This window comes from Dyadobacter sediminis, assembly GCF_005860765.1.
GTDB lineage: Bacteria > Bacteroidota > Bacteroidia > Cytophagales > Spirosomataceae > Dyadobacter > Dyadobacter sediminis.
This window is the reverse complement of sequence record NZ_VCEI01000029.1, coordinates 75,623-96,074: the sequence shown is the minus strand read 5'-3', so window position 1 is coordinate 96,074 and position 20,452 is coordinate 75,623. Positions and strand designations below refer to the sequence as shown.

Genomic DNA, 20,452 nt, shown 5'->3' with positions numbered 1-20,452 from the left:
GATGATACAGAAACGAGACCAGTGGACGGGCATGCGCAAAAGCATTCTTCCATGGCTGTTCATGGCACTTTCCGGCGCACAGCTGCTGGCGCAGGAAAGGCATGTGATCCTGATCAGCATCGACGGACTCCGGCCCGAATTTTACAAAGATCCTTCGTGGTCCATGGTAAATCTGCGGCAGGCGATGCAAACGGGCGCTTATGCAGACGGCGTAACCGGCGTGTTCCCGACCGTCACTTATCCGTCGCATACAACCATGATCACCGGCGTAAAACCTGCCAGGCACGGCGTACATTACAATACGCCGCCGGAGCCGCTGGAAGTTACCGGAAAATGGATATGGGATTACAAGACGATCAAGGTTCCCACTATTTTCAGTGCTGCAAAGGCACAGGGATTAAAAACAGCATCCGTATTCTGGCCCGTTTCGGTAGGCAGCCCGGCGGATTATAATATTCCGGAATACTGGTATTTGCCCAAAACAAAGGGTGGCAAGCGTGATATGATGCATGCACTTTCGGAAAATGCTTCGCCAAAAGGCTTTTTTAAGGAAGTACAGCAACAGGCAACCGGCCAGCTGGAAGAAATCGACTTTGACGGGGATTATCTCGGTATTGACGCCAATCTGGCACGCATGAGCGGCTACATTATCCGCAAGTACAAACCGGCCTTTCTGGCTGTTCACCTTGTTGCGCTGGACCATTTCGAGCATGAACAGGGACGCGACGGAGACAAGGTGCGGGCGGCATTGAGCAGCGTGGATGGCGGTGTGAAGACGATCCTCGAAGCAATTGAAAAGGCGGGTATCAAGGAAAATACGACGGTAATCGTTACTGGTGACCATGGTTTTGTGGATATTCATTCGGCTATTGCGCCTAACGTGCTCCTTGCAAAAGAAGGCTTGTATGATCCGGCAAACAAAGCAGGCTGGAAAGCTTACTTTCATGGTTCAGGCGGTGCCGCGTTCCTGCATCTGAAGGACAAAAACGACATGCAAACGCTGGAAAAAGTGAAAGCTGCATTGGCCAAACTTCCTGTTTCGGAAAAAAGCATGTTTGATGTGAAAGACCGGACTGCGCTGGACATGATCGGAGCCGACCCGGCTGCCGCACTTGCACTTGCCCCGAAGCAAGGCTTCACGATCAGCAGCGTTGCGACTGGCGAGCTTGTACGTTCGGCAAGCGGCGGCACACACGGATTTTTTCCAGACTTCAAGGAAATACAAACGGGTTTTGTCGTGTTTGGCAAAGGCATCCGGCAAGGCACCGTAATTCCGGAAATGGGTCTGCAGGATATTGCTCCGCTTGTTGCAAAATTGCTGAACATGCCGTTTCCATCGGCCGAGGGAACACTTTATCCCGGATTGCTGACTGCTGACAAATAACAACCGTACTGATCAATTAACTTCAAAAGCAGGGCATATGTCCTGCTTTTGCCATTTACATCCAAACCTGAATCAACATGGCACCAGTCTGAAAACAAATAACATTTACAAGAATCCAACTTTTTTAAAATGGCCGGAATATTTAATACCTTACAGGCATATGGAGGTTAAATGGCCTGACATACATGTCGGTTCCTGCTTATTTGAAGTTCAGACATTGCAAATGCCGGACGCAGGCACTCAACACTATTTTCTATGAAAATCAAGGCAATAATTACAGGAGCAACAGGAATGGTCGGCGAAGGCGTTTTGCTGGAATGCCTGAATCATCCGGATGTGGAAAAAGTTCTGGTTATCAACCGAAAGCCCGGCGGCATATCGCATCCGAAGCTGAAAGAAATCATTCATTCCGATTTTTTCAATCTTGCTCCTGTCGAAACGCAGCTTGCCGGGTACAATGCCTGCTTTTTTTGTCTGGGAATATCGTCCGTCGGCATAAGCAAAGAAGAATACAAACGCATTACTTACGATCTCACTTTAAACGTTGGGCAAGTACTGGCCAGACTTAATCCGGAAATGACTTTCTGTTACGTTACAGGAGCGGGTACCGACAGCAGTGAGCAGGGAAAAATCGCGTGGGCGCGTGTAAAAGGCGCTACCGAAAATGCACTGATACAATTCTTTGAAAATGCATACATGTTCCGTCCCGGCTTCATGAAAGCAATGCCGGGACAAAAAAATATCAAATCTTACTACAAGCTTATTTTCTGGTTTTATCCTGTCGGACGCGCACTGTTCCCATCCGGCTTTTGTACTTTGCAGGAAGTAGGAAAAGCTATGATCAAAGCGGCAGGAAAAGGTTATTCCAAAAAAGTACTGGAAGTAAAAGACATTGTGGCGCTGGCAAATTCCTGACTTGCAGCTAGACAGAAAGTCAATACCAGCAGTTGCGGGTTGTAATTTCGTCATCCATCTATATCTGAAAGCTATGAAAGAGAAGTCAGAATTCTATATTGTAGCGATCGGTTTTTCTTCCGGCGGAACAGAAGATCTTCATGATTTCTTTTCGTGTATTCCGGCCTTGCCCAATGTAGCGTTTGTTATCATTCAGCATCTTGCAAGGGATTACGCCAGCATTCGGGATAAAATGCTTGCGAAACATACAGAAATTCCTGTCAGCTGGGCAACAAACCATGAACTGGTTGAACCGAACCATATCTATATGCTTCCGATCAACAGTTTTATGACCATCAAAAACGGGTTTCTGGAAGTTTACAAACGAGATCCGCTTGATAAAAGCAACTGGGCCGTTAACATCTTTTTTCATTCCATGGCGGATCACGTCAAGGCAATGGGGATCGGTATTATCCTATCCGGAGCAGGATCGGACGGTGCAAAAGGCGCCATGCATATGCATCAGCAGGATGGCATGGTGATGGTTCAGGACCCGAGTACAGCCGAGTTTACAGGCATGCCGAAGAGCGCTATTCTGATGGATCACCCCACACATATTCTTTCGCCAAAAGAGCTGGCAGCTGCTTTAATGAAGTTTCTGAGCGAGCAAAACAACCTGCTGCAAGCAGCAGAAGCCGTCTGAACACAGCATTTTGTTTTTGAAACGCTGCAATTCAGCAGCGCCCTAATTTCCGCTTTTTATTATGGCAAGTGTTTTTTGGTCCTGCATGCCGTTGAAATATTTGTCCAGAACTTGCTGAAACACCGGATTTGTATTTTCCAGTAAACCGAATAAAGTCATACAGGATTTCAGTTTCAGGTCATCGGGACTTCCCATGATCTGATTGGCGGTTTTGCCATTGTGTGCAAGTACTGCCTTTGTAATTTCGATCAGCCTGCTTCCCAGAACCGGATGCTGCAGGTAATCGTTTGCTTCATTCAGATCTGTAATGGCATAAAATTCCGACGTAGAACTGAAACCCAGTCCATGTATCTGAGGGAAAATATACCAGATCCAGTGACTTCGCTTTCTCCCGCTTTTCATCTCACTCAGTGCCTGGGAATAATCCCGGTTCTGTGCTTCCAAAAACCTGTTCAGGTTACGCTCTGTTTTCATTTTGATCCGGTTTGAAGTTGTAAAAACAAGGTTGATGAAATAGCTGTTCTGATTATTTATTCCCGAACACCATATGTCCTAAGACCTTTACAAGCGGCAAAGTAAATCTTCTGCCGGAAATACTTTCAACATTTCACTATTCTGTGAATTTTGGTACTAATACATGAAAATAACATAACTGGTCATTTTGGCTGTTCAATCTTTTCTATTATCAATTTTTTCTTTTAATATTATTATTTGTTATATACAATAAATCGTTGCTAATGATAAATACTTATACTTTCCGACAAAAAATCCTTCTGACTTTCAAATGCGCAGTGAACATCCTGACTGTTCCATTTCTGATGTCATTTACTTTGCAGGACACTACGCCCAAGCCCGACGAAAGCAGGTTCACGCCTGTTGTTATTGCTGAAAACCTGGACGAACCCATGGTTTTCGAAGTTCTTAAAGATGGTTCCGCTTTGATCATTGAAAGAAAAGGAGCGCTCAAAAAATACAATCCGGTTACCAAAGCCACTGATCTGATTGCCGAAATCCCGGTCAATACGAAATATACAAGCGCAGAAGGTGTTGTAAGAGAAGCCGAAGAAGGGCTGATGGGGCTTACGCTGGACCCGAATTACGAAACCAATCACTGGATTTACCTTTACTATGCGCATCCGACCGAGAAAAAGCACGTGCTCGGGCGCTGGGAACTAAAAGACGACCAATTGGTTGAAGCGTCCAAAAAGACTGTGATCGAAGTGGAAACACAACGTGAAGTATGCTGCCATACCGGCGGAGGGATGACTTGGGACAAAGCGGGAAATCTTTATCTTACCGTTGGTAACAACACCGGAAACCAGAAAGCGGCACAAACGGATGAACGTGAAGGCCGCAGCAGCTGGGACGATCAGGGCCATGCCGGAAACACGAATGATCTGAGAGGAAAAATCCTGAGAATCCACCCGGAGCCGAATGGCACATATACTATTCCGGAAGGCAATCTTTTCCCGAAAGGAACTGCAAAAACACGTCCGGAAATTTATTCCATGGGCCACAGAAATCCCTGGCGCATTGCCATTGACAGCAAAACGGGATTTGTTTACTGGGGAGAAGTCGGTCCGGATGCCGGTGAAGATTCGGAAATCGGTCCGCGCGGATACGATGAAATGAATCAGGCCAGAAAACCCGGGAACTTTGGCTGGCCGTGGTTTGTCGCCGACGATCAGGCCTTTCCGGTTTATGATTATGCCGCCAACAAGCCGCTGGCTAAAAAAGACCCTAAAAATCTTGTCAATACCTCACCAAACAATACCGGCTTACGGGAACTTCCGCCGACGGAGCCGACCTTTATTTATTACCCATACGGCGTTTCCGAGAAATTTCCGCTGGTGGGTTCCGGATCGCGCAGTGCTACGGGCGGACCTGTTTTTCATAAATCCGATTTCAAAAACCCGAAACGTCCATGGCCGGCTTATTATGAAAATAAATGGATAACGGCCGATTTTTCACGCGGCTGGATTATGGCTGTTTCCATGAAGGAAAACGGGGATTATGAATCCATGGAGCGCGTAATGCCAGCATATCATCCGGTGCAGCCGATTGATATCAAGTTCGGCCCCGACGGTGATCTTTATATTCTGGAATACGGCAGCAACTGGTTCCGCAAAAGCGACAATTCCCGTCTCGTCCGGATTGAATACAATGGCGGAAACAGAAAGCCCGTTGTGCAGGTATCTACGGACAAAAAAGGAGGGACTGTTCCTTTTCAGGCTAAATTATCATCTGATGGAACCAAGGATTATGACGGAGATGTGCTCAGATACAACTGGAAAGTGACAGGCCCGGGCAATGTCACCAAATCATATAATACAGCAAATCCAAGCGTTACTTTTGACAAACCCGGCGTTTACACGGCCACGCTACACGTTACCGATGCCAAAGGGGCAAGCAACAGCCAGTCTCTTAAAATAGTTGCCGGCAACGAACCGCCACAGGTTACTGTGGACCTTTCGGATAACCGGACGTTTTTCTTTCCGGGCAAGCCCATCCAGTATGCCGTTAATGTCAGCGACAAAGAAGACGGAAGCCTTGCCGATGGAAAGATAAAACCGGAGCAGATCGCAGTCAGTATTGATTATACGTCCGATGGATTCGATTATGCAGAAGTAATCCAGGGGCAGCGAAGCGTGGATGCCTCGACGCAATTCGCCGTTGCGCAGGCATTGATCAACAAAAGTGACTGCAAGGTTTGTCATCAGCTCAATACCAAATCGGTTGGGCCTGCTTTTGCGGATGTTTCGAATAAATACAAAAGTCAGCCCGGCTCAATGGATTACCTTGTGGGAAAAGTGCTGAAAGGCGGAGCAGGCGTTTGGGGCGAAGTGGCCATGCCGGCACATCCTGCACTGCCTGTTGCGGATGCGGAAGTAATTGTCAAATACATTCTGAGCAGTACGGACAAAACGCTGAGCACCTTGCCTGTGAAAGGAGAATTTACACCTAAAATCCCGAATGGCGATAACGGAAACGGCTCGGTTCTGATCCGGGCGGCTTATACGGACCGTGCAACAAATGGATCAAAGGCCATTCCGGCACAGACTTCCGAAGAAATGATCGTTTTGCGAAGCCCTGAAATGAATGCTGCCGAAGCACCGGTTGTAAAAGGAGCTGAATTAAAGGCGCTGGGTGTTGCCGGACTGGGCTTCAGCGTAGTTGCATTTGATAACAGTTATCTGGGTTTCAAAAACATTGACCTGACGAACATAAGTCAGCTTTCACTCAACGCCTCTGCTCAGAAACGCGAAGGAAGTGTGGGCGGAACCATTGAAATAAGGCTTGACTCGCCGACTGGTGAAATGGCAGGTCAGCAGAAAGTGGAAATTGCACCCGAAGTGGACATAGCCAAAGTAATGGCAGAAATGGAAAGTGAAAAGAAAAATGCCAAGCCGGGAGAAACACCCAAGCAGCGGAATCCGTTTGCCAGACCGCCTGTTGTCATTGATCTGAAAAATATAAAGGGAAAACATGACCTTTATTTTGTTTTCAAAAACGATGAAGCCAGGGCCATTCAGCCGTTGCTGTCATTCTCCAAAATCAATTTTGTTCAGGCATCAGATTCACAGAAATAAACAAACGCATTCAATTCTCACTGAAATGGAAAATAACAGAAGACATTTTATAAAAAAAGCAGGTGCATTGCTTGCAGGCGGTATGGCGCTGCCTTATTTATCAGAAGGTAACGTATTGAATGAATTGTTTATGGCCAAAAGACCTGTCGGGATTCAGCTTTTTACTGTTTTTGAAAAAATGAATGAAAACCCGAAGGAAACACTTGAACAAATTGCAAAGATCGGTTATAAGGAAATCGAGTCTGCATTCAGCATGCGGGAAGGATACTATGGCTACAAGCCGAAAGAATTCAAAAGCCTTCTGGAAGGCATGGGATTGAAGTGGCGAGCACACCATGCAATTGGCGCACCGTTTAAAATTCCGGCAGGCGCCAAGCTTCCAACGGGGTCAAACGGAAAACCGTTCAGTATTCCGCCGACTTTAAACCTGCGGGACAATTACCAGCAACTTGTGGATAATGCCGCGGAAGGCGGACTGAGTTATCTGGTTTGCGCCAGTACGCCGGTTGGCACAATGGATGAAATCAAAAATTCCATTGAAGTTTTTCAGAAAACGGGCGAAGCATGTAAAAAAGCAGGCATTGGCTTTGCATATCACAATCATGCTACCGAATTTGATCCGGTTGATGGCGGAAAAACACCTTATGAACTGGTGCTTTCGCAAACAGATAAAGACCTTGTAAAAATGGAGCTTGACCTGGCGTGGGCTACAAAAGCCGGAAAAGATCCGGTTGCCTTGTTTAAAGAGCATCCAGGACGTTTTCCTTTGTGGCATGTAAAAGACATCAAAAAAGATCTGCAGACAGTTACAGAGGTCGGTAACGGCGTAGTGGAGTTCAAGCGGATTTTTGAGGCTGCCCAAATTGCGGGTTTACAGAATTTCTTTGTGGAATACGACCTTGCACCTTCGATGGAAACGGTCAGGACCTGTTATCAGAACCTGATCAAAATGGAAGTTTAAGAGCCGTTAGCGGGTTGGCTGTCAGCGCCTGGCACATAGTCGATTGCTGACAGTCCGCCAGCTTAATCATAAAAGTGAAAAGCAAATAGCCAGGTAAGGCATTTTATAAATGGTGGAAAAGCGTCTCTGCCCATTATCCAGTACAATCTGTGATTTTTTATTGATTCTGGTTGTATAGGTTTGCCGGCCAAAAAGATACGCCATTTTCAGACCGATTTTTCTGGAGAGCCAGACTCTGGCATATACCTCCGAAATACCATTCTGATTAGGCGTGGCAACGGGCATGAAATTAAACACGGCCGGAATGGTGGGAACAAACTGGTTGTAATGCGTGACACTATCTGCAGGCAAGTGTCTTTTCAGGTAAAATCCGCTTCGCCGCTCTCCGAAAGCAAGATTAACCAGATCCGTATTAAATCCCAGATTCAGTTTCCAGAACCTCAGGTTCATTCCGGCCACAAAGCTGATGGTATTGGCGGAAAGGCGGTTGTACCTGAGCGTATCACTGGAAATGGCATCGTTTGTTGAAAGCAGATCCGTTGCTCCGGTATAATACCCCGCGGCTCTGATTCCTACGCCAAACTGGAGCCAGTGTAATCCTCTGACACTTAAATCCTCGTGGTAAAAAATACTGGGTGCCAAAGAACTGTTTTCAAAACCGGCACCAATATCCATTCCAACATTAACGGTTGGTTGCTTTTGTGCCTGGCACAAAGCTGCTTTCAGCAATAGTGCAATTAAAAAAAAGTGTGTGTATTTCATGAATTCAAACAATTAACTAAAATTATTTTACAAATAATTTTATAGGAGGATTTACAAATTATATGCAATGCATTGTACCTGATCAAAATAAAAAAAGAGCAGGTGAAGCACCTGCACTTAATTGATAACAAACCCTTATCTTAATTTATTTACCTACATTTAAAAGCACGTAAATGACAGTGACCTTTTACCTTAATCAAGCCGTTAATTAAAAGCATGCAACAGATCATTTTCTGTAAGCAACGTTGCCGTAATTTGCTGAGGTTGACCTACTGGTGAAAGGGCCAGTAAATCTGTTTTCAAAAACAATTCCCTGTTGAAATCATCAATTCTGTTAAAGCTGCCCAAGACAATCCACGGAAATCCGAATGAAGTATTCATATAAATGACAGGAAGTTCAAACATTCCGTAAGCAGAATGAAGCTGATTATATTCTTCAAGTGAAGAATTGTGAAATTCTCCAATCATTTCAATTTTAAATAGCTTACGGGCGCAATTGTTTGCTGTATAAAACGACACCAGACTACTTTTGTCCGCATCCTTTTCAGGTGTGCTGGTTTCATAACAATCCGGTGATTTCTTCTTTTCTGTCCTTAATAATATGTATTCATATGTGCCGGATAGCAGATAATTTATTTTATATAAGCTGAAACACTTTTCCAAGCTATTCATGATCCTTTTCATCCCGGTTTGCTTTTGTTGTTTCTTTAGTGTCCCGCTATTTAATTACTACTATACTTGCTAAAATCATCCAGAAAAGGTCATTAAATAACAACCGTATCTGAATATTTGATACGAACTTAATATTAAACGGGAAGGATTATAAAAGGGATGAGCAAATGGCAGGTCTGAAATATTAAATGGAAAAAAAGTGAATTCAGCTTCAACTCAGGGTTCTTAATCAATCCTGTAATATTGTTGTAAATCCCTTTTCTTTCTTCTTGAAATTTCGGCTTTTGATCCATCGGAAAGGATCACATACTCATTGTTCTTGCCAAAAGAAGCAATATGGACAGGATTTATCAAATGTGCTTTATGCGTTCTGATGAAGTTAAACTGATCCAGCATATCTTCATAATGTCCCAGCGATCTGGATGAAAGAAATGATTTTTTACCTTCCAGATAAATCAGCGAGCACTTCCCGATGGATTGTATATGCAGTATTTCAAAAGTATGAAAGAAAAAAATACCTGCTTCGGAAGGTACCGCCAGACGAAAGTCTTCAATGTTTTTCTTTTCCATATTATGGATCAGGTTCTGATATAGCTGCGGTTTTTTCCTGACACGATCCTGCTTGTCGATCAGTTTCAAAACTACCTTGATCAGTTCGTCAGGATCAACAGGTTTCAGAAGGTAATCCAGTGCGCTGAACCGGATTGCCTGAATCGCATAATGATTATAGGCAGTGGTAAAAATGATTTCAAAAGTAGAATCATTCAATCCGGCGAGGAAATCAAATCCATCTTGATCCGGCATTCTTATATCCAGAAAAACAATATCCGGCTGAAAATCTGACAATATCCTCTGAGCTTCTGTTGCCGATGCCGCTTGTCTGATTTCGGCAATTACCGGTAAAAAATGAATGATGTAGTAATTCAGAATATTTCGGGCTTTTACTTCCTCGTCAATTATCAGGACCTTGATCATATGCAAGTTATACCAGTTCGAAAACACGTTCAATTAAGTGTTTGAATTTACCGTCTGGGCTAAATTTCAAATTAAATACTATGCAAGCGGTATCTGCTAATTATCTATCGGTTAAAACGAAGGCCGGTAAATGGCAAGATTATTAAAATTTTATGTTAAAAATTCGGAATTATAGAGGAGTAATTCCGGAATTGTAACCATGTTCAGTTTACTGGCTTGACAAAAACCGGTATACAATCCCCTCTGAAAAGATTGCTGTGCAAGTCTTGAAAACAGGATCTGGCATGCGGAGTAAGTCCGGCGGTCAGCATTCAAAATACACCTGATGCGATTGTTCAAGTGGTGGAATCATGTCTCCTTGACCAAACTTGTGGAAGGATGCCAGCAGAACAACAAAATAAAAATTGCTGCATTCCTCTGTTGAAAACTTGCAGGCAACAACTGAATGGCTTTTCTGGAAATGCTTTCGTGCTCATAAGTTAGCGCAGGCTCCTGCAAGTATGCTTTGCGATGGTAACAGATTCAGTATAGTACAATGATTCCGGTTAGCAATCAGATGGCAATAAAATATTCTTTTACTGAAGCAACCCGGGGTACTTTAAATCTTGTCAACGGAATGAAGGGCGATTTAACCCGGATTATCAATCTTCTGGAACAATCGTCCTGCTCAATAATTCTCAACATTCAAACCATTCTTGTATGAAGTTTACTTACCGGCTATTGAGTTGCCTTCTGCTGCTAACGGCATTGGGCTGCCAAACAGAAAATGAAACCGTTGTACCGGATCAGCAAGCGTCGTCTTCCGGCACAGCCCGGGTTTCTGTAACAAATCTGCGGCTTAAGCAGATGCTTGTCAGCGGGAACAACGGAGGTTTAGGACCTATGTTTACGACTACCTATTTTAAATATAACCCGAACAATCAACTTGAAAAAGCCACTGCTCCCACCAGTACGATGGCAGGTAAGCTGACTTATGAATACATTTATGACCAGCAGGGCCGCCTGAGTGTTTACCGGGTACTCAATGAAAATCCGAACAATGAAGGTTCTATAGGCGTACAAAGCACTTTTACCCGTAGCTCCGGCAAAATAGTGCAAGCCTATGCACGGGTGCAGGCCAGCGGACAGCTGCTTCCTCCTTACCTTGAACCCAACCTGAAAACAACTTACCGTATAAACGGGCAGGGCCAGATCATCGAACAGATTCAGGAAGGTATTGTCCGGTATGGTTCTGAAACCAGCCAGCGACTTGTGTATACCTATGAAAACGGCAACGTTGTCAAGCAAAAGATGGTGAATGCTCAGAGCCAGACAGAGTTTACCATCACTTATAAATATGACAATAAGGTCAATCCGTTTTATCAGAAATCCTATCTGTTTGACCCCGCCCTCCATTGCAGCCGCAATAATGTAGTGAGTGCGCAGTTCAACAGCAATCCACCCCAGTTAAGAAAATATACGTACAATGCGCAGGGATTACCGCTCACCCAAACCTACGTCAGTACGGGTGCGGTACTATCCTATGTATACGAAATCAATGAAGGATCGGTTGTGAAGTAATGGTTGTGAGCAAATGAAACAGACTGTCCCAAATCAATTTGGGATGGTCTTTCCTTGTTAGTAGGTTCCTAATAACCGGCAACTTGAATTAATTAACCTGATCTATGAATTTTACCCTCTATTACATAGGAGCTGTGGGATTATGCCTGGTCAGTGGCATCGCTCTTTTTAAAAAAACAGGAAACAAAGAAAATCCACTGTTTGTAAGTAACGCCCTCTATCTGACGGCACTTTGTATTTTCCTGGTCATTAATAAATTATCTTTTTTTGGTTCCGGAATGCTGAATATCGACGAAAGTGTAATGCTTTCAGCGGGCAGGACTTTTGGCCATGACCCCCGCGCCTGGGTTTCGGTTGATCCCAGCACATCCGGCCCATTCAACCTGCTGCCAGCTGCTTTGCTTCTGAAGGCATTTGATCATGCATCCTATGGAGAGCTTAGGCTAGTGTATGTGCTTCTCTTTCAGATTCCTGTTCTGATCATGTTCTTTCAGATCCTGTTCAAAGTTGCCGGACCGCTTAAGGCAAGGTTAATCATCATACCGCTGCCGCTATGCTTTGCACTTTTCTTTTACTATGATCACATACATGCTTCCAGCGAACATTTACCCTTGTTATTTACTGCAATATGCGCAACCTCTGTGATTGCCATTGCTTACGATGCTATAAGGAGATGGCGGCTGGCCTTCACAGGAGCTGTGGGTGCAGTAGGCCCGTTTGCCAAATTGCAGGTTGGGCCTCTTTTGTTTTTAATGTGTTTGATATGCTTTGCCCTGCTCGTACTTGAAAAAAGAAAGTGGAAAGATGCTGCCTGGCTGGCCGCTGGATTTGTTGTCACCAATCTCATTTTATTTCTGATTATAACATCCTACCAGGGATTGTATGATTTTTTTCAATCTTATATCCGTAGCGGCTTGAGGTATACGACAACTCATTATTCTCATCCGGAAATAAAGAAGTTTGTAGATTACAATTTTACCGGATTGCTGCCACTTTTATTATTTGTCTTATTCATAATGATCTGGGGCGCAAGAAATATTGAACATACTCACAAGCATAATAACTTATACCTGGAAGCATTTCTTTCTGTGTTACTGGCTGCTGTTTACTGCGTTATAAAACCCGGCCGGTTCTTTCCGCATTACGGGCTGTTGCTGGTAGTACCGGTCTATAGTTGTTTTGTCTGGGTGGCCCTAAATTCCCAAAGATTGAACAGCAGCGTAATTCCTTACTTCTTAACAGGCATATTTGCTCTTTTGCTTATCAATATCAATAAAACATCAAAAGCTTTTATCGGCTGGAGCTATTATCAGGTGTCAAATAAAGAGATCCTCGATTTCCTGATTGCTTATGGGAAACCGTCGGACCGGATGGCTGTATGGGGCTGGGGAAGTCAGTATATTCACGAAGCCAGGCTTTTGATGGGCACAAGAGATGTGCATTTTGACTTTCAGACCAGTTATTTGGGCCCGATTGGTGACTATTACAAAGATCGGTTCCTTATTGACTTAAAACAAAATCGGCCGAAATGGCTTCTGGATATTTCCAGTACAAAAGAGTTTGGCGGTTCTGAAAAGAGCCGGTTGGAAAACTTTTATCCGATTCACGCATTCGTTTGTAAGAATTATGAAATTGTATACTCCAACAGCACAGCCACATTATACCGTTACCGTCTTAAGGAAATTCCAAATTAATGGACAAGCCCGGTTCGATAAAAAAAGCCACTTACAACTTTCGCTGTAAGTGGCTGATAATCAATGTCGGGATGACAAGATTCGAACTTGCGACCCCTAGCACCCCATGCTAGTGCGCTACCGGGCTGCGCTACATCCCGAATTATTGCAGGTCAAGGTCCTGCAAATACCTTTTAATTCCTCTTTTCTTGATTTTACTTTCCAATTGTACCGCCTGTGAATGGTCAGGACAGTTGAATTTTACAGGGTGCAAATGTATAAATTTTTTGAAATTGTTGTTCAACTCTGCTTTAAAAATTGCTTCAAAAGCAGAGTTGAACAACAATCGGACCTTAAATGGTCTCACTTTGCCAGTTTGGATTCACAACTTCTTCCTGCTTTTCTGTTTTTCTGAACCATTTGTCGCGTACGCGTTCGTTGACATAATACATGCAAGGAACCATTACAAGCGTAAGTACAGTCGAGAATGTTAATCCGAAAATGATCGTCCACGCTAGAATATTCCAGAAAACGGAACTCGGGCCGCCTACAATCAGATCGGGTTCAAGATTACGAAAAAGCCCTACAAAGTCGACCGTTATACCTAATGCCAATGGTACCAGACCAAGTACCGCAGCCGATGCCGTAAGCAATACCGGTGTAAGACGAATGGTTCCGCCTTCAATAATGGCTTCGCGCATCGGATACCCGCGTCCACGAAGTTCCTCAATGAACTCGATCAGCAGGATACCGTTTTTTACCACTATACCCGCCAGGGCAATGATACCGACGCCGGACATGATTACAGAAAAGTCTTTTTTGAATATAATAAAGCCCAGAAGCACGCCGATAAGCGACAGGATAATGGTAAAGAAAATGATAAACGGCTTCACGACGGAGTTGAACTGCGTGGCAAGAATCAGATAAATCAGCATGATTGCTGCGCCGAAAGCGGTGCCCAGAAAAGCCATGGATTCATTCTGCTCTTCCTGCTCTCCGCCCATTTTGATCGTATAGCCGTTCGGGACTTCCATATCCTCGATCAAGTTCTGGATCTGACCTACAATTTCGTTCGCATTATAGCCGGGAAGTACATCCGAGCCGAGCGTTACAATTCTTTGCTGGTCCTGACGGTTGATCTGGCTGAAAGTCGTGGAATAATGAATGTTGGCTACGGAAGTAATCGGAACCTGACGCAGTGCGCCGCCCATATTCATATCGCGGTATACAACGTTGAGGCTCAGTAGTTTCTCAATTTGCTCGCGGTCATTTTTTTCCAGCCTCACCATAATCGGATATTCATCTTTGTCGTCGCGGAATTTGGAAACTTCGAGTCCGAAAAGCGCGGTTCTTACGGCAAGTGCAATCTGCTGCGAACTGATGCCTTCGCGCTGGGCTTTTTCACGGTCGATGTCAATGACAATTTCCGGCTTGTTCGTAACCAGATCGGAGCGCAGCTGATCAATTCCTTCGATGCCGGAATCCTGAACTCTTTTCAATACTGTTTTTTCCAGATTTTGAAGAATTGTAAAGTCGTCACCTGAAATTTCAATCGAGATCGGCTTTCCGGTAGGAGGGCCTACGGCTTCTCTTTCCACGGATATTTCCGCTCCCGGAATTCCCGCAACGGCATCGCGTATCTTGCGCAGAATAGCTTCCGATGAACGTCCTCCTCTTTCCGTTCCGTAAACAAAAGCAACCGTTATTTTGGATTTGTGCGGGGTTGCGGCACGGTCAGGATTAAACGGGTCTCCGGCATTTTTACCAACGTTGGCAATAACGGAATTCACCATATCCATCGCCTTTTCTTTTTCCAGCACATCAAAAACTCTTTTTTCAATGATTTTGGTAACGGAATCCGTAACGCGTGCATCCGTACCGATCGGAAGTTTGTTATACACATACACATAATCCGGATCGCCGCTTGGAAAGAAAAGTACTTTTGGCTGCACAATGCCGGTCAGAACGAAAGTGAAAACCAGTAGGACAATCATCAGGGCGATGGCACCCACAGGCCGCCATCCGCGCAAAAGCCAGTCGATCAGCTTACGGTAATTATTTTTCAAGGCAGGCAGCAAACGGTCCTGAAAAGGAACCAGAATCCGGGGCGTAAGTACGTAATGATTGAAAATATAAAGTGCCAGAATGAAAATAAAGAAATTGCCAAGTCCGCGATCGATCAGGTAACCGGCCAAAGCGGCAACTCCGATGATAATCAAAGGCCGGCGGATGGATTTGAAACTGGTGTCATGCGCTTCTTTTTCGTCGTCATGCCGTCCCATAAACGAAACTGCAAAAACCGGGTTCATCACGTATGCCACAAAAAGGGAAGCGCCCAGCGTAATAATCAATGTCAGCGGCATAAACTTCATGAACTCGCCGACAATCCCGGTCCAGAAAAGCAACGGGAAAAACGGTGCAATGGTTGTAAGCGTTCCCGAAAGTACAGGAATGAAAACTTCCCCCGCCGCAGCTTTCACCGCCTGCTGAATCGTCCAGTCTTTGTGCTGGTTAAAAAGCCGGTGCGTATTTTCAATGACTACAATGGCATCGTCCACAACGAGACCGATCCCGAGCAGAAACGCAAAAAGTACAATGGTGTTGAGCGTAAATTCCGTTCCGACCATTGGGCCGATAATCGGCATCATGACAAAAGCGACAAGTGCAGAAAGCGGAACGGAAAGGCCGACAAATATGGCATCACGCACGCCCATGAAAAACATAAGCACCATGACCACGAAGATAAAACCCAGCACAACGGTATTGATCAGGTCGTGCAGATCGGCCCGGGTTTGTATGGATTGGTCGGCGGTAATTTTTACATCCAGTCCTGCGGGAAAGCGATCCTGTTTGTAATCGGCAATGACGTTTTCAATTTTGTCCGCAGCGTCCACAAGGTTCTCGCCGGAACGCTTGATCACGTTCAGGGTAATTACTGATTTATTGGCAAGACGGGCAAAATCCTGTTGTTCTTCGAAATTGTCTGACACTTCCGCTACATCGCCCAGACGCACGGTTGCGCCCGTTGCCGTACGAATACGGATATTTGCCATGTCGGCCACATTGGTATATTCTCCTTTTACTCGCAAAGTTCTGCGAACGCCTTCCACATTCAGTTCACCGCCGGAAATGTTGATGTTTTCACCCTGCAAGGCGGATTGCACATCAAAGAAAGTCAGACCGGTGGATTTCATCCGGTCCAGGTTTACATTGATCTGGATTTCCCTGTTGAGCGCGCCCAGAATATCTACACGAGTAATCTCCGGCAATGCTTCAATTCCGTCCTGCAGATCTTCAGCGTACTGCTTTAACTGTTTCAAAGAATAATTACCCGCAATGTTTACGTTCATGATCGGAAATTCCGAAAAGTTGACATCCTGCGCCGTAGGGCCGGAATCCAGATTTTGCGGCAAGTCCGTCTTCGCTTTATCCACGGCATCGCGAACGCGCTGAAGCGCCACTTCAACGGCGACATCCGGCGTAAACTCGACAAGGATTACGGAAACATCCTGAAGCGCATTGGACTTGATCTTCTTGACGCCGTTCAGCGATTTAAGCTGTTTTTCAATCGGTTTGTTGATTGTATTCTCAATATCGGCCGGCGCTGTTCCGAAGTAAACGGTATTGATGTAAATCTGCGGAATCTTGATGTCCGGAAACTGTTCCTTGGGCAGATTATTGTAAACCATGAAACCGGCCAGCGTGATGATGAACGTAAAGATGTAGATCGTCGTCCGGTTCTCTACGCACCAGTTGGTGAAGCCCAAGGTTTTATATTCGTGAAATTTCATAATGGTAGTATTGAATGAGTGAATGACAGCATGCGTGAACAGCAGTCTGGTAAATTGACATTCATGGCAATTAATTTTTTAACCGGCCAACATGCAATGCTTAATAAACAATCGGCTGCCCGTCTGAAACTTCCTGATAACCAAGCGTAATCAAATGGTCGCCCGCAGCCAGCCCGGAAAGTATTTCCACTTTGCCGTTATAGCTCAGGCCTGTTTTCACTTCTTTTGCCCGTGCTATCTTTTTGTTTCCTTCCGTTACGGCTACATACACCACATTTCCTTTTTCCGTACTCTGGACATAGTTCTGGTCAATGGCAAGCGCATTTTTGCTAGTGGCGTCATTGATCTGCACCTGCGCCATCATATTCGGTTTGATGCCTTTATCGGACGGCAGATTGGCTTCAATCGTGAATGTTCTTGAAAGCGGGTCAACAGCGGTGCTTACAAAGGAAACTTTCGCCTTGTACTCTTTATTCAGATCCGGGAATTTGACAATCACTTCATCGCCTTTTTTAACGCTTGCCGCATACGTATCCGAAACCTTGGCCATTACTTTCAGGTTGCTGAGGTTAACAACGCGAACAACGCCCATACCCGGAGAAGCCATTTCGCCCACTTTTACATTCACCATATCCACAACGCCGGACATTGGCGATACGATGCTGGTTTGTGCAAGCTGCGTGTTCAGCGTGCTCAGTCTTCTTTCCAGCGATTCCTTGTTGTTTTTGGCCTGAAGAAACTGCAGTTCGGTTCCTATCCGCTGATCCCAGAGGTTTTTCTGTTTTTCATAAAGCGTATTGGCCAGTGTCATTTGCGTTTTCAGTTCTTCAATGGATTCCGAAAGGATGCTGTTGTCAATTCTGCCGATAATGCTTCCCGCCTTTACGTAATCGCCTTCCTTTACATGCATGGCAACTACGACACCTCCCGATTTGGGCGTCACCAGGACGTTGTTTTTGGCGTCTACTGTTCCCTGAAGTTCTACATAATGACGGAATACCGCGGCGTCCAGCGTGTCAATGGAAACCGGCTTCACTTTGGCCTCAACGGATTTTTTAGGGTCCAGTTTTGCAATCTCTATTTCCAGCGCCTTGATCTTCTTTTCGTTTTCGGCTCTTTCTGCTTTCAGCTCGGCAAGCTCCTCTTTTTTTCCTTCAACCCCTTCTTTTTTTTCTGAACACGATGCAAGCAGCATCGTGACGGCCGTAATGATGAGAATATGTCTTTTCATGGTATTGGTAAGTAGCAGTTTCAAATTTTTCTGTGGTTAAATTCCGTTTTATTTTTCTGTATAAAGTTCTCCTCTTGCCCTGCTCAGATCCACTTTGGCGATCATCAGGTCATAAAGTGCTGTGAAATAGTTGGTCTGTGCTTCTTTCAGCGAAGATTCCGCATTGATCACTTCGATGTTCGAGCCTACGCCTTCTTTGTATTTGATTTTGGAAACCCGCACAATTTCTTCTGCCAGCGTCAGGTTGCGCTTCTGTGTTTCCAATGTGGCGAATGCATTTTTGATGCTGATGCTTGCCTGATTATTTTCCAGATCAATCGACTGTTTCAGCAAGTTCTGGCTGTTCTTGACTTTATCAATCGCAATCTTTTTCTGGTTAATCTGGTATTTTTTGGAAAAACCGTCGAAGATCGGAATATTGAGATTAACCGTTAAAACCATGTTCGGATACCAGTTGTTGGTGAATAACTGGGAAAACTTGTCGGCACCCGCATTGTACCCGTAACCGAGCGAAGCAGATACGCTGGGCAGATAACCGCTTCTGACATTGCGCAGGTCGAGGCCCGCCAGTTTTTCCTGCGTATTCAGCAGCGAGTATTCAATGCGGTTATCGTAGCTGAGGTCGGCGCTTGCAGAAGCAGCTCTGAGCGCATCTACATTCACTGCATTGATATCGTCCGTCAGTTTGATCGCCTCGTTAGCCGGCATTCCCATCTGAAATTTCAGCAAGGCATAGCTCAACTCGATGAGGTTCTGCACCTTTTGCCGTTCGGTCTGCAGATTGTTGATCTGGACTTCCAGCCGGTTTACATCCAGCAGTTCCACAAATCCGCTTTCATTCATTGCTTTTGTTTCTCGCATAAGAGAATCGACGCGGCTTATGTTCAGATCGAGCAATTTTGCACGTTCTTCGGCAACCTGCGCTGAATAGTAGGCTTTTGTAACTGCCTCTGCTACGGATACCTTTGACGACGTCGTGCTTTTTTGTGCCAGTTCCCGGTAAGTTGCGGCTGCTTTCAAGCCGATAAAGTACGAGCCATTGAAAACGAGCTGATTCAGATTGGCAGATGCCGCGCCCTGCCACGGAATCCCGAATTCAAGCGCAGCCGGCGGTGCATCCGGCGGCGTATTCGGGTCCAGACTGCCGCCCGGAAGGAAAAACCTTGGAATGATAATGTTGTTGGTCAGTGAAACACCCGCGTTCAACTGCGGCAAACCGGCCGCTCTGATTTCTCCAATGCGTGCTTCGGCAGAAAGGGCATCCAGCTGCGCATTTTTTATGTTCAGATTGTGCTTGATTGCATAATCCACAGCCTCTTCAAGCGAGAAATTTGCTTCCTGCGCATGAAGCGGAACATAGCTGAGTAAAATCGCCAACAACATCAGGCTGCGGCGCAGAATCTGTTTATTTTTCATGGATATTGATTTCAATTGCTGATTTGTCTTTTATGGTGTTGTAATATTCAAATCCTTTTTCTGATAAAATTCCCCTTAGAAAATGCAGCAGGAACTGCATCTGAATGTGCATCATGTTGAAATTCCGGACCGGAAAAATCGTCGGGTCAAAGGCCATGACGGTCTGTTCGATGCGGAGCAGTGAGAAAATTTCCACATCAATATCCGGGCGGTAAAATCCTTGTTTTATTCCTTCCGTAAGATTGTCCTGAATGTTTTTGATCAGATGTTCCTTTTTATATGTCTGAAACAGCTCCCATGCTTTCGGATAATATTTTTTAAGGTCATAAAGCAAGGTCGGGTTCATGTTGGCAAGTGTATCTCTCATCTGGCCGGAAGCATAGATAATCTGTTCAATCGGGTTGGCTGCTATTTCATCCAGTTTCTGCATTTCACATTTCTGTGAAGTAATTTCTTCTTCAATAACCTGTGCAAGAATAGCTTCCTTATCAGAAAAGTGCTGATAAATGGTTCTTTTCGAAATGCCGAGATCCCGGGCGATATCATCCATGGTCACGCTCTTGATCCCGTAGCGCCAGAAAAGATTGAGGGCTGATTTTAGTATTCGTTCTTTCACAAGGCAAATTTGTCATTTTCGGCAGATTAAAACTAAGAAAACTTTATAAATGTTCAAAGTTTTCTGATGAACGGTTATTACTGTTGGAAAATACATTCAGGTGTGGCTGGATAGCCGGACTCGGACAATGGACTGCATAGTAAAATGTTCATGAAACAGTGTGAAACACAGCCGGACTTTCAGAATGCCGCTTTCCTTGAAAATTAAATATTTGTTAAATTATA

Annotated in this window: 15 protein-coding genes and 1 tRNA gene; 7 read left to right on the top strand and 9 right to left on the bottom strand. The window is 44.9% G+C overall.

Annotated elements, in window-relative coordinates; genetic code table 11:
- Position 1: 1 nt before the first annotated feature.
- The 3 genes from FEM55_RS19880 (at position 2) to FEM55_RS19870 (ending at position 2,981) form a co-directional block, all read left to right on the top strand.
- The gene (locus FEM55_RS19880) at positions 2–1,384 is read left to right on the top strand and encodes an alkaline phosphatase family protein (RefSeq protein ID WP_229209349.1); all 1,383 of its coding nucleotides are present in this window, start codon (positions 2–4) and stop codon (positions 1,382–1,384) included.
- A gap of 255 nt (positions 1,385–1,639) precedes the next feature.
- Positions 1,640–2,299, top strand: a complete 660-nt coding sequence (locus tag FEM55_RS19875) for a Rossmann-fold NAD(P)-binding domain-containing protein (RefSeq protein WP_138283152.1) — start codon at positions 1,640–1,642, stop codon at positions 2,297–2,299.
- A 73-nt stretch (positions 2,300–2,372) separates the two neighbouring features.
- The gene (locus FEM55_RS19870; RefSeq protein ID WP_138283151.1) at positions 2,373–2,981 is read left to right on the top strand and encodes a chemotaxis protein CheB; all 609 of its coding nucleotides are present in this window, start codon (positions 2,373–2,375) and stop codon (positions 2,979–2,981) included.
- 42 nt (positions 2,982–3,023) lie between these two features.
- Here the strand turns inward: FEM55_RS19870 and FEM55_RS19865 are convergent, their stop codons facing one another.
- On the bottom strand, positions 3,024–3,455 hold the full coding sequence (locus tag FEM55_RS19865; RefSeq protein WP_138283150.1) for a DUF1810 domain-containing protein: 432 nt from the start codon (positions 3,453–3,455) through the stop codon (positions 3,024–3,026).
- Between the two features lie 263 nt (positions 3,456–3,718).
- Here FEM55_RS19865 and FEM55_RS19860 point away from each other — a divergent pair, with 263 nt between their 5' ends.
- A complete protein-coding gene (locus FEM55_RS19860) occupies positions 3,719–6,571 on the top strand; it encodes a PQQ-dependent sugar dehydrogenase (RefSeq protein WP_138283149.1) in 2,853 nt (950 codons plus the stop codon).
- A 25-nt stretch (positions 6,572–6,596) separates the two neighbouring features.
- On the top strand, positions 6,597–7,532 hold the full coding sequence (locus FEM55_RS19855) for a sugar phosphate isomerase/epimerase family protein (protein WP_138283148.1): 936 nt from the start codon (positions 6,597–6,599) through the stop codon (positions 7,530–7,532).
- A gap of 66 nt (positions 7,533–7,598) precedes the next feature.
- Here the strand turns inward: FEM55_RS19855 and FEM55_RS19850 are convergent, their stop codons facing one another.
- The 3 genes from FEM55_RS19850 to FEM55_RS19840 form a co-directional block, all read right to left on the bottom strand.
- Positions 7,599–8,207: a hypothetical protein gene (locus FEM55_RS19850; RefSeq protein WP_138283147.1), complete on the bottom strand. Its 609-nt coding sequence runs from the start codon at positions 8,205–8,207 to the stop codon at positions 7,599–7,601.
- Positions 8,208–8,498: 291 nt separating this feature from the next.
- Positions 8,499–8,966 (bottom strand): hypothetical protein, encoded by a 468-nt coding sequence (locus tag FEM55_RS19845; protein ID WP_138283146.1) that lies wholly within the window; start codon positions 8,964–8,966, stop codon positions 8,499–8,501.
- Between the two features lie 225 nt (positions 8,967–9,191).
- Positions 9,192–9,941, bottom strand: a complete 750-nt coding sequence (locus tag FEM55_RS19840; RefSeq protein WP_138283145.1) for a LytR/AlgR family response regulator transcription factor — start codon at positions 9,939–9,941, stop codon at positions 9,192–9,194.
- Positions 9,942–10,640: 699 nt separating this feature from the next.
- On the opposite strand from FEM55_RS19840, the gene FEM55_RS19835 reads away from it, so the two are divergent.
- Together FEM55_RS19835 and FEM55_RS19830 are read left to right on the top strand one after the other, a co-directional pair.
- Positions 10,641–11,501: a hypothetical protein gene (locus FEM55_RS19835; RefSeq protein ID WP_138283144.1), complete on the top strand. Its 861-nt coding sequence runs from the start codon at positions 10,641–10,643 to the stop codon at positions 11,499–11,501.
- Positions 11,502–11,605: 104 nt separating this feature from the next.
- Positions 11,606–13,195 carry a hypothetical protein gene (locus FEM55_RS19830; protein WP_138283143.1) on the top strand — a complete coding sequence of 530 codons (1,590 nt, stop codon included), beginning with the start codon at positions 11,606–11,608 and terminating at the stop codon, positions 13,193–13,195.
- A gap of 66 nt (positions 13,196–13,261) precedes the next feature.
- Here FEM55_RS19830 and FEM55_RS19825 read toward each other — a convergent pair.
- From FEM55_RS19825 to FEM55_RS19805, 5 genes are all read right to left on the bottom strand, one after another.
- A tRNA-Pro gene (locus tag FEM55_RS19825) sits at positions 13,262–13,335 on the bottom strand.
- Positions 13,336–13,527: 192 nt separating this feature from the next.
- Positions 13,528–16,965, bottom strand: coding sequence for an efflux RND transporter permease subunit (locus tag FEM55_RS19820; protein ID WP_138283142.1), 3,438 nt, complete (start codon positions 16,963–16,965; stop codon positions 13,528–13,530).
- 100 nt (positions 16,966–17,065) lie between these two features.
- Positions 17,066–18,196 (bottom strand): efflux RND transporter periplasmic adaptor subunit, encoded by a 1,131-nt coding sequence (locus FEM55_RS19815; RefSeq protein WP_138283141.1) that lies wholly within the window; start codon positions 18,194–18,196, stop codon positions 17,066–17,068.
- A gap of 48 nt (positions 18,197–18,244) precedes the next feature.
- Positions 18,245–19,612: a TolC family protein gene (locus FEM55_RS19810; protein WP_229209348.1), complete on the bottom strand. Its 1,368-nt coding sequence runs from the start codon at positions 19,610–19,612 to the stop codon at positions 18,245–18,247.
- Positions 19,602–20,228, bottom strand: coding sequence for a TetR/AcrR family transcriptional regulator (locus tag FEM55_RS19805; protein ID WP_229209347.1), 627 nt, complete (start codon positions 20,226–20,228; stop codon positions 19,602–19,604). The genes FEM55_RS19810 and FEM55_RS19805 overlap by 11 nt, the downstream gene beginning before the upstream one ends.
- Positions 20,229–20,452: the final 224 nt, after the last annotated feature.

Coding starts and splice junctions, on each gene's coding strand:
- FEM55_RS19880 (WP_229209349.1), top strand. CDS start 2: ATGATACAGAAACGAGACCAGTGGACGGGCATGCGCAAAAGCATTCTT.
- FEM55_RS19875 (WP_138283152.1), top strand. CDS start 1,640: ATGAAAATCAAGGCAATAATTACAGGAGCAACAGGAATGGTCGGCGAA.
- FEM55_RS19870 (WP_138283151.1), top strand. CDS start 2,373: ATGAAAGAGAAGTCAGAATTCTATATTGTAGCGATCGGTTTTTCTTCC.
- FEM55_RS19865 (WP_138283150.1), bottom strand. CDS start 3,455: ATGAAAACAGAGCGTAACCTGAACAGGTTTTTGGAAGCACAGAACCGG.
- FEM55_RS19860 (WP_138283149.1), top strand. CDS start 3,719: ATGATAAATACTTATACTTTCCGACAAAAAATCCTTCTGACTTTCAAA.
- FEM55_RS19855 (WP_138283148.1), top strand. CDS start 6,597: ATGGAAAATAACAGAAGACATTTTATAAAAAAAGCAGGTGCATTGCTT.
- FEM55_RS19850 (WP_138283147.1), bottom strand. CDS start 8,207: ATGGATATTGGTGCCGGTTTTGAAAACAGTTCTTTGGCACCCAGTATT.
- FEM55_RS19845 (WP_138283146.1), bottom strand. CDS start 8,966: ATGAATAGCTTGGAAAAGTGTTTCAGCTTATATAAAATAAATTATCTG.
- FEM55_RS19840 (WP_138283145.1), bottom strand. CDS start 9,941: ATGATCAAGGTCCTGATAATTGACGAGGAAGTAAAAGCCCGAAATATT.
- FEM55_RS19835 (WP_138283144.1), top strand. CDS start 10,641: ATGAAGTTTACTTACCGGCTATTGAGTTGCCTTCTGCTGCTAACGGCA.
- FEM55_RS19830 (WP_138283143.1), top strand. CDS start 11,606: ATGAATTTTACCCTCTATTACATAGGAGCTGTGGGATTATGCCTGGTC.
- FEM55_RS19820 (WP_138283142.1), bottom strand. CDS start 16,965: ATGAAATTTCACGAATATAAAACCTTGGGCTTCACCAACTGGTGCGTA.
- FEM55_RS19815 (WP_138283141.1), bottom strand. CDS start 18,196: ATGAAAAGACATATTCTCATCATTACGGCCGTCACGATGCTGCTTGCA.
- FEM55_RS19810 (WP_229209348.1), bottom strand. CDS start 19,612: ATGAAAAATAAACAGATTCTGCGCCGCAGCCTGATGTTGTTGGCGATT.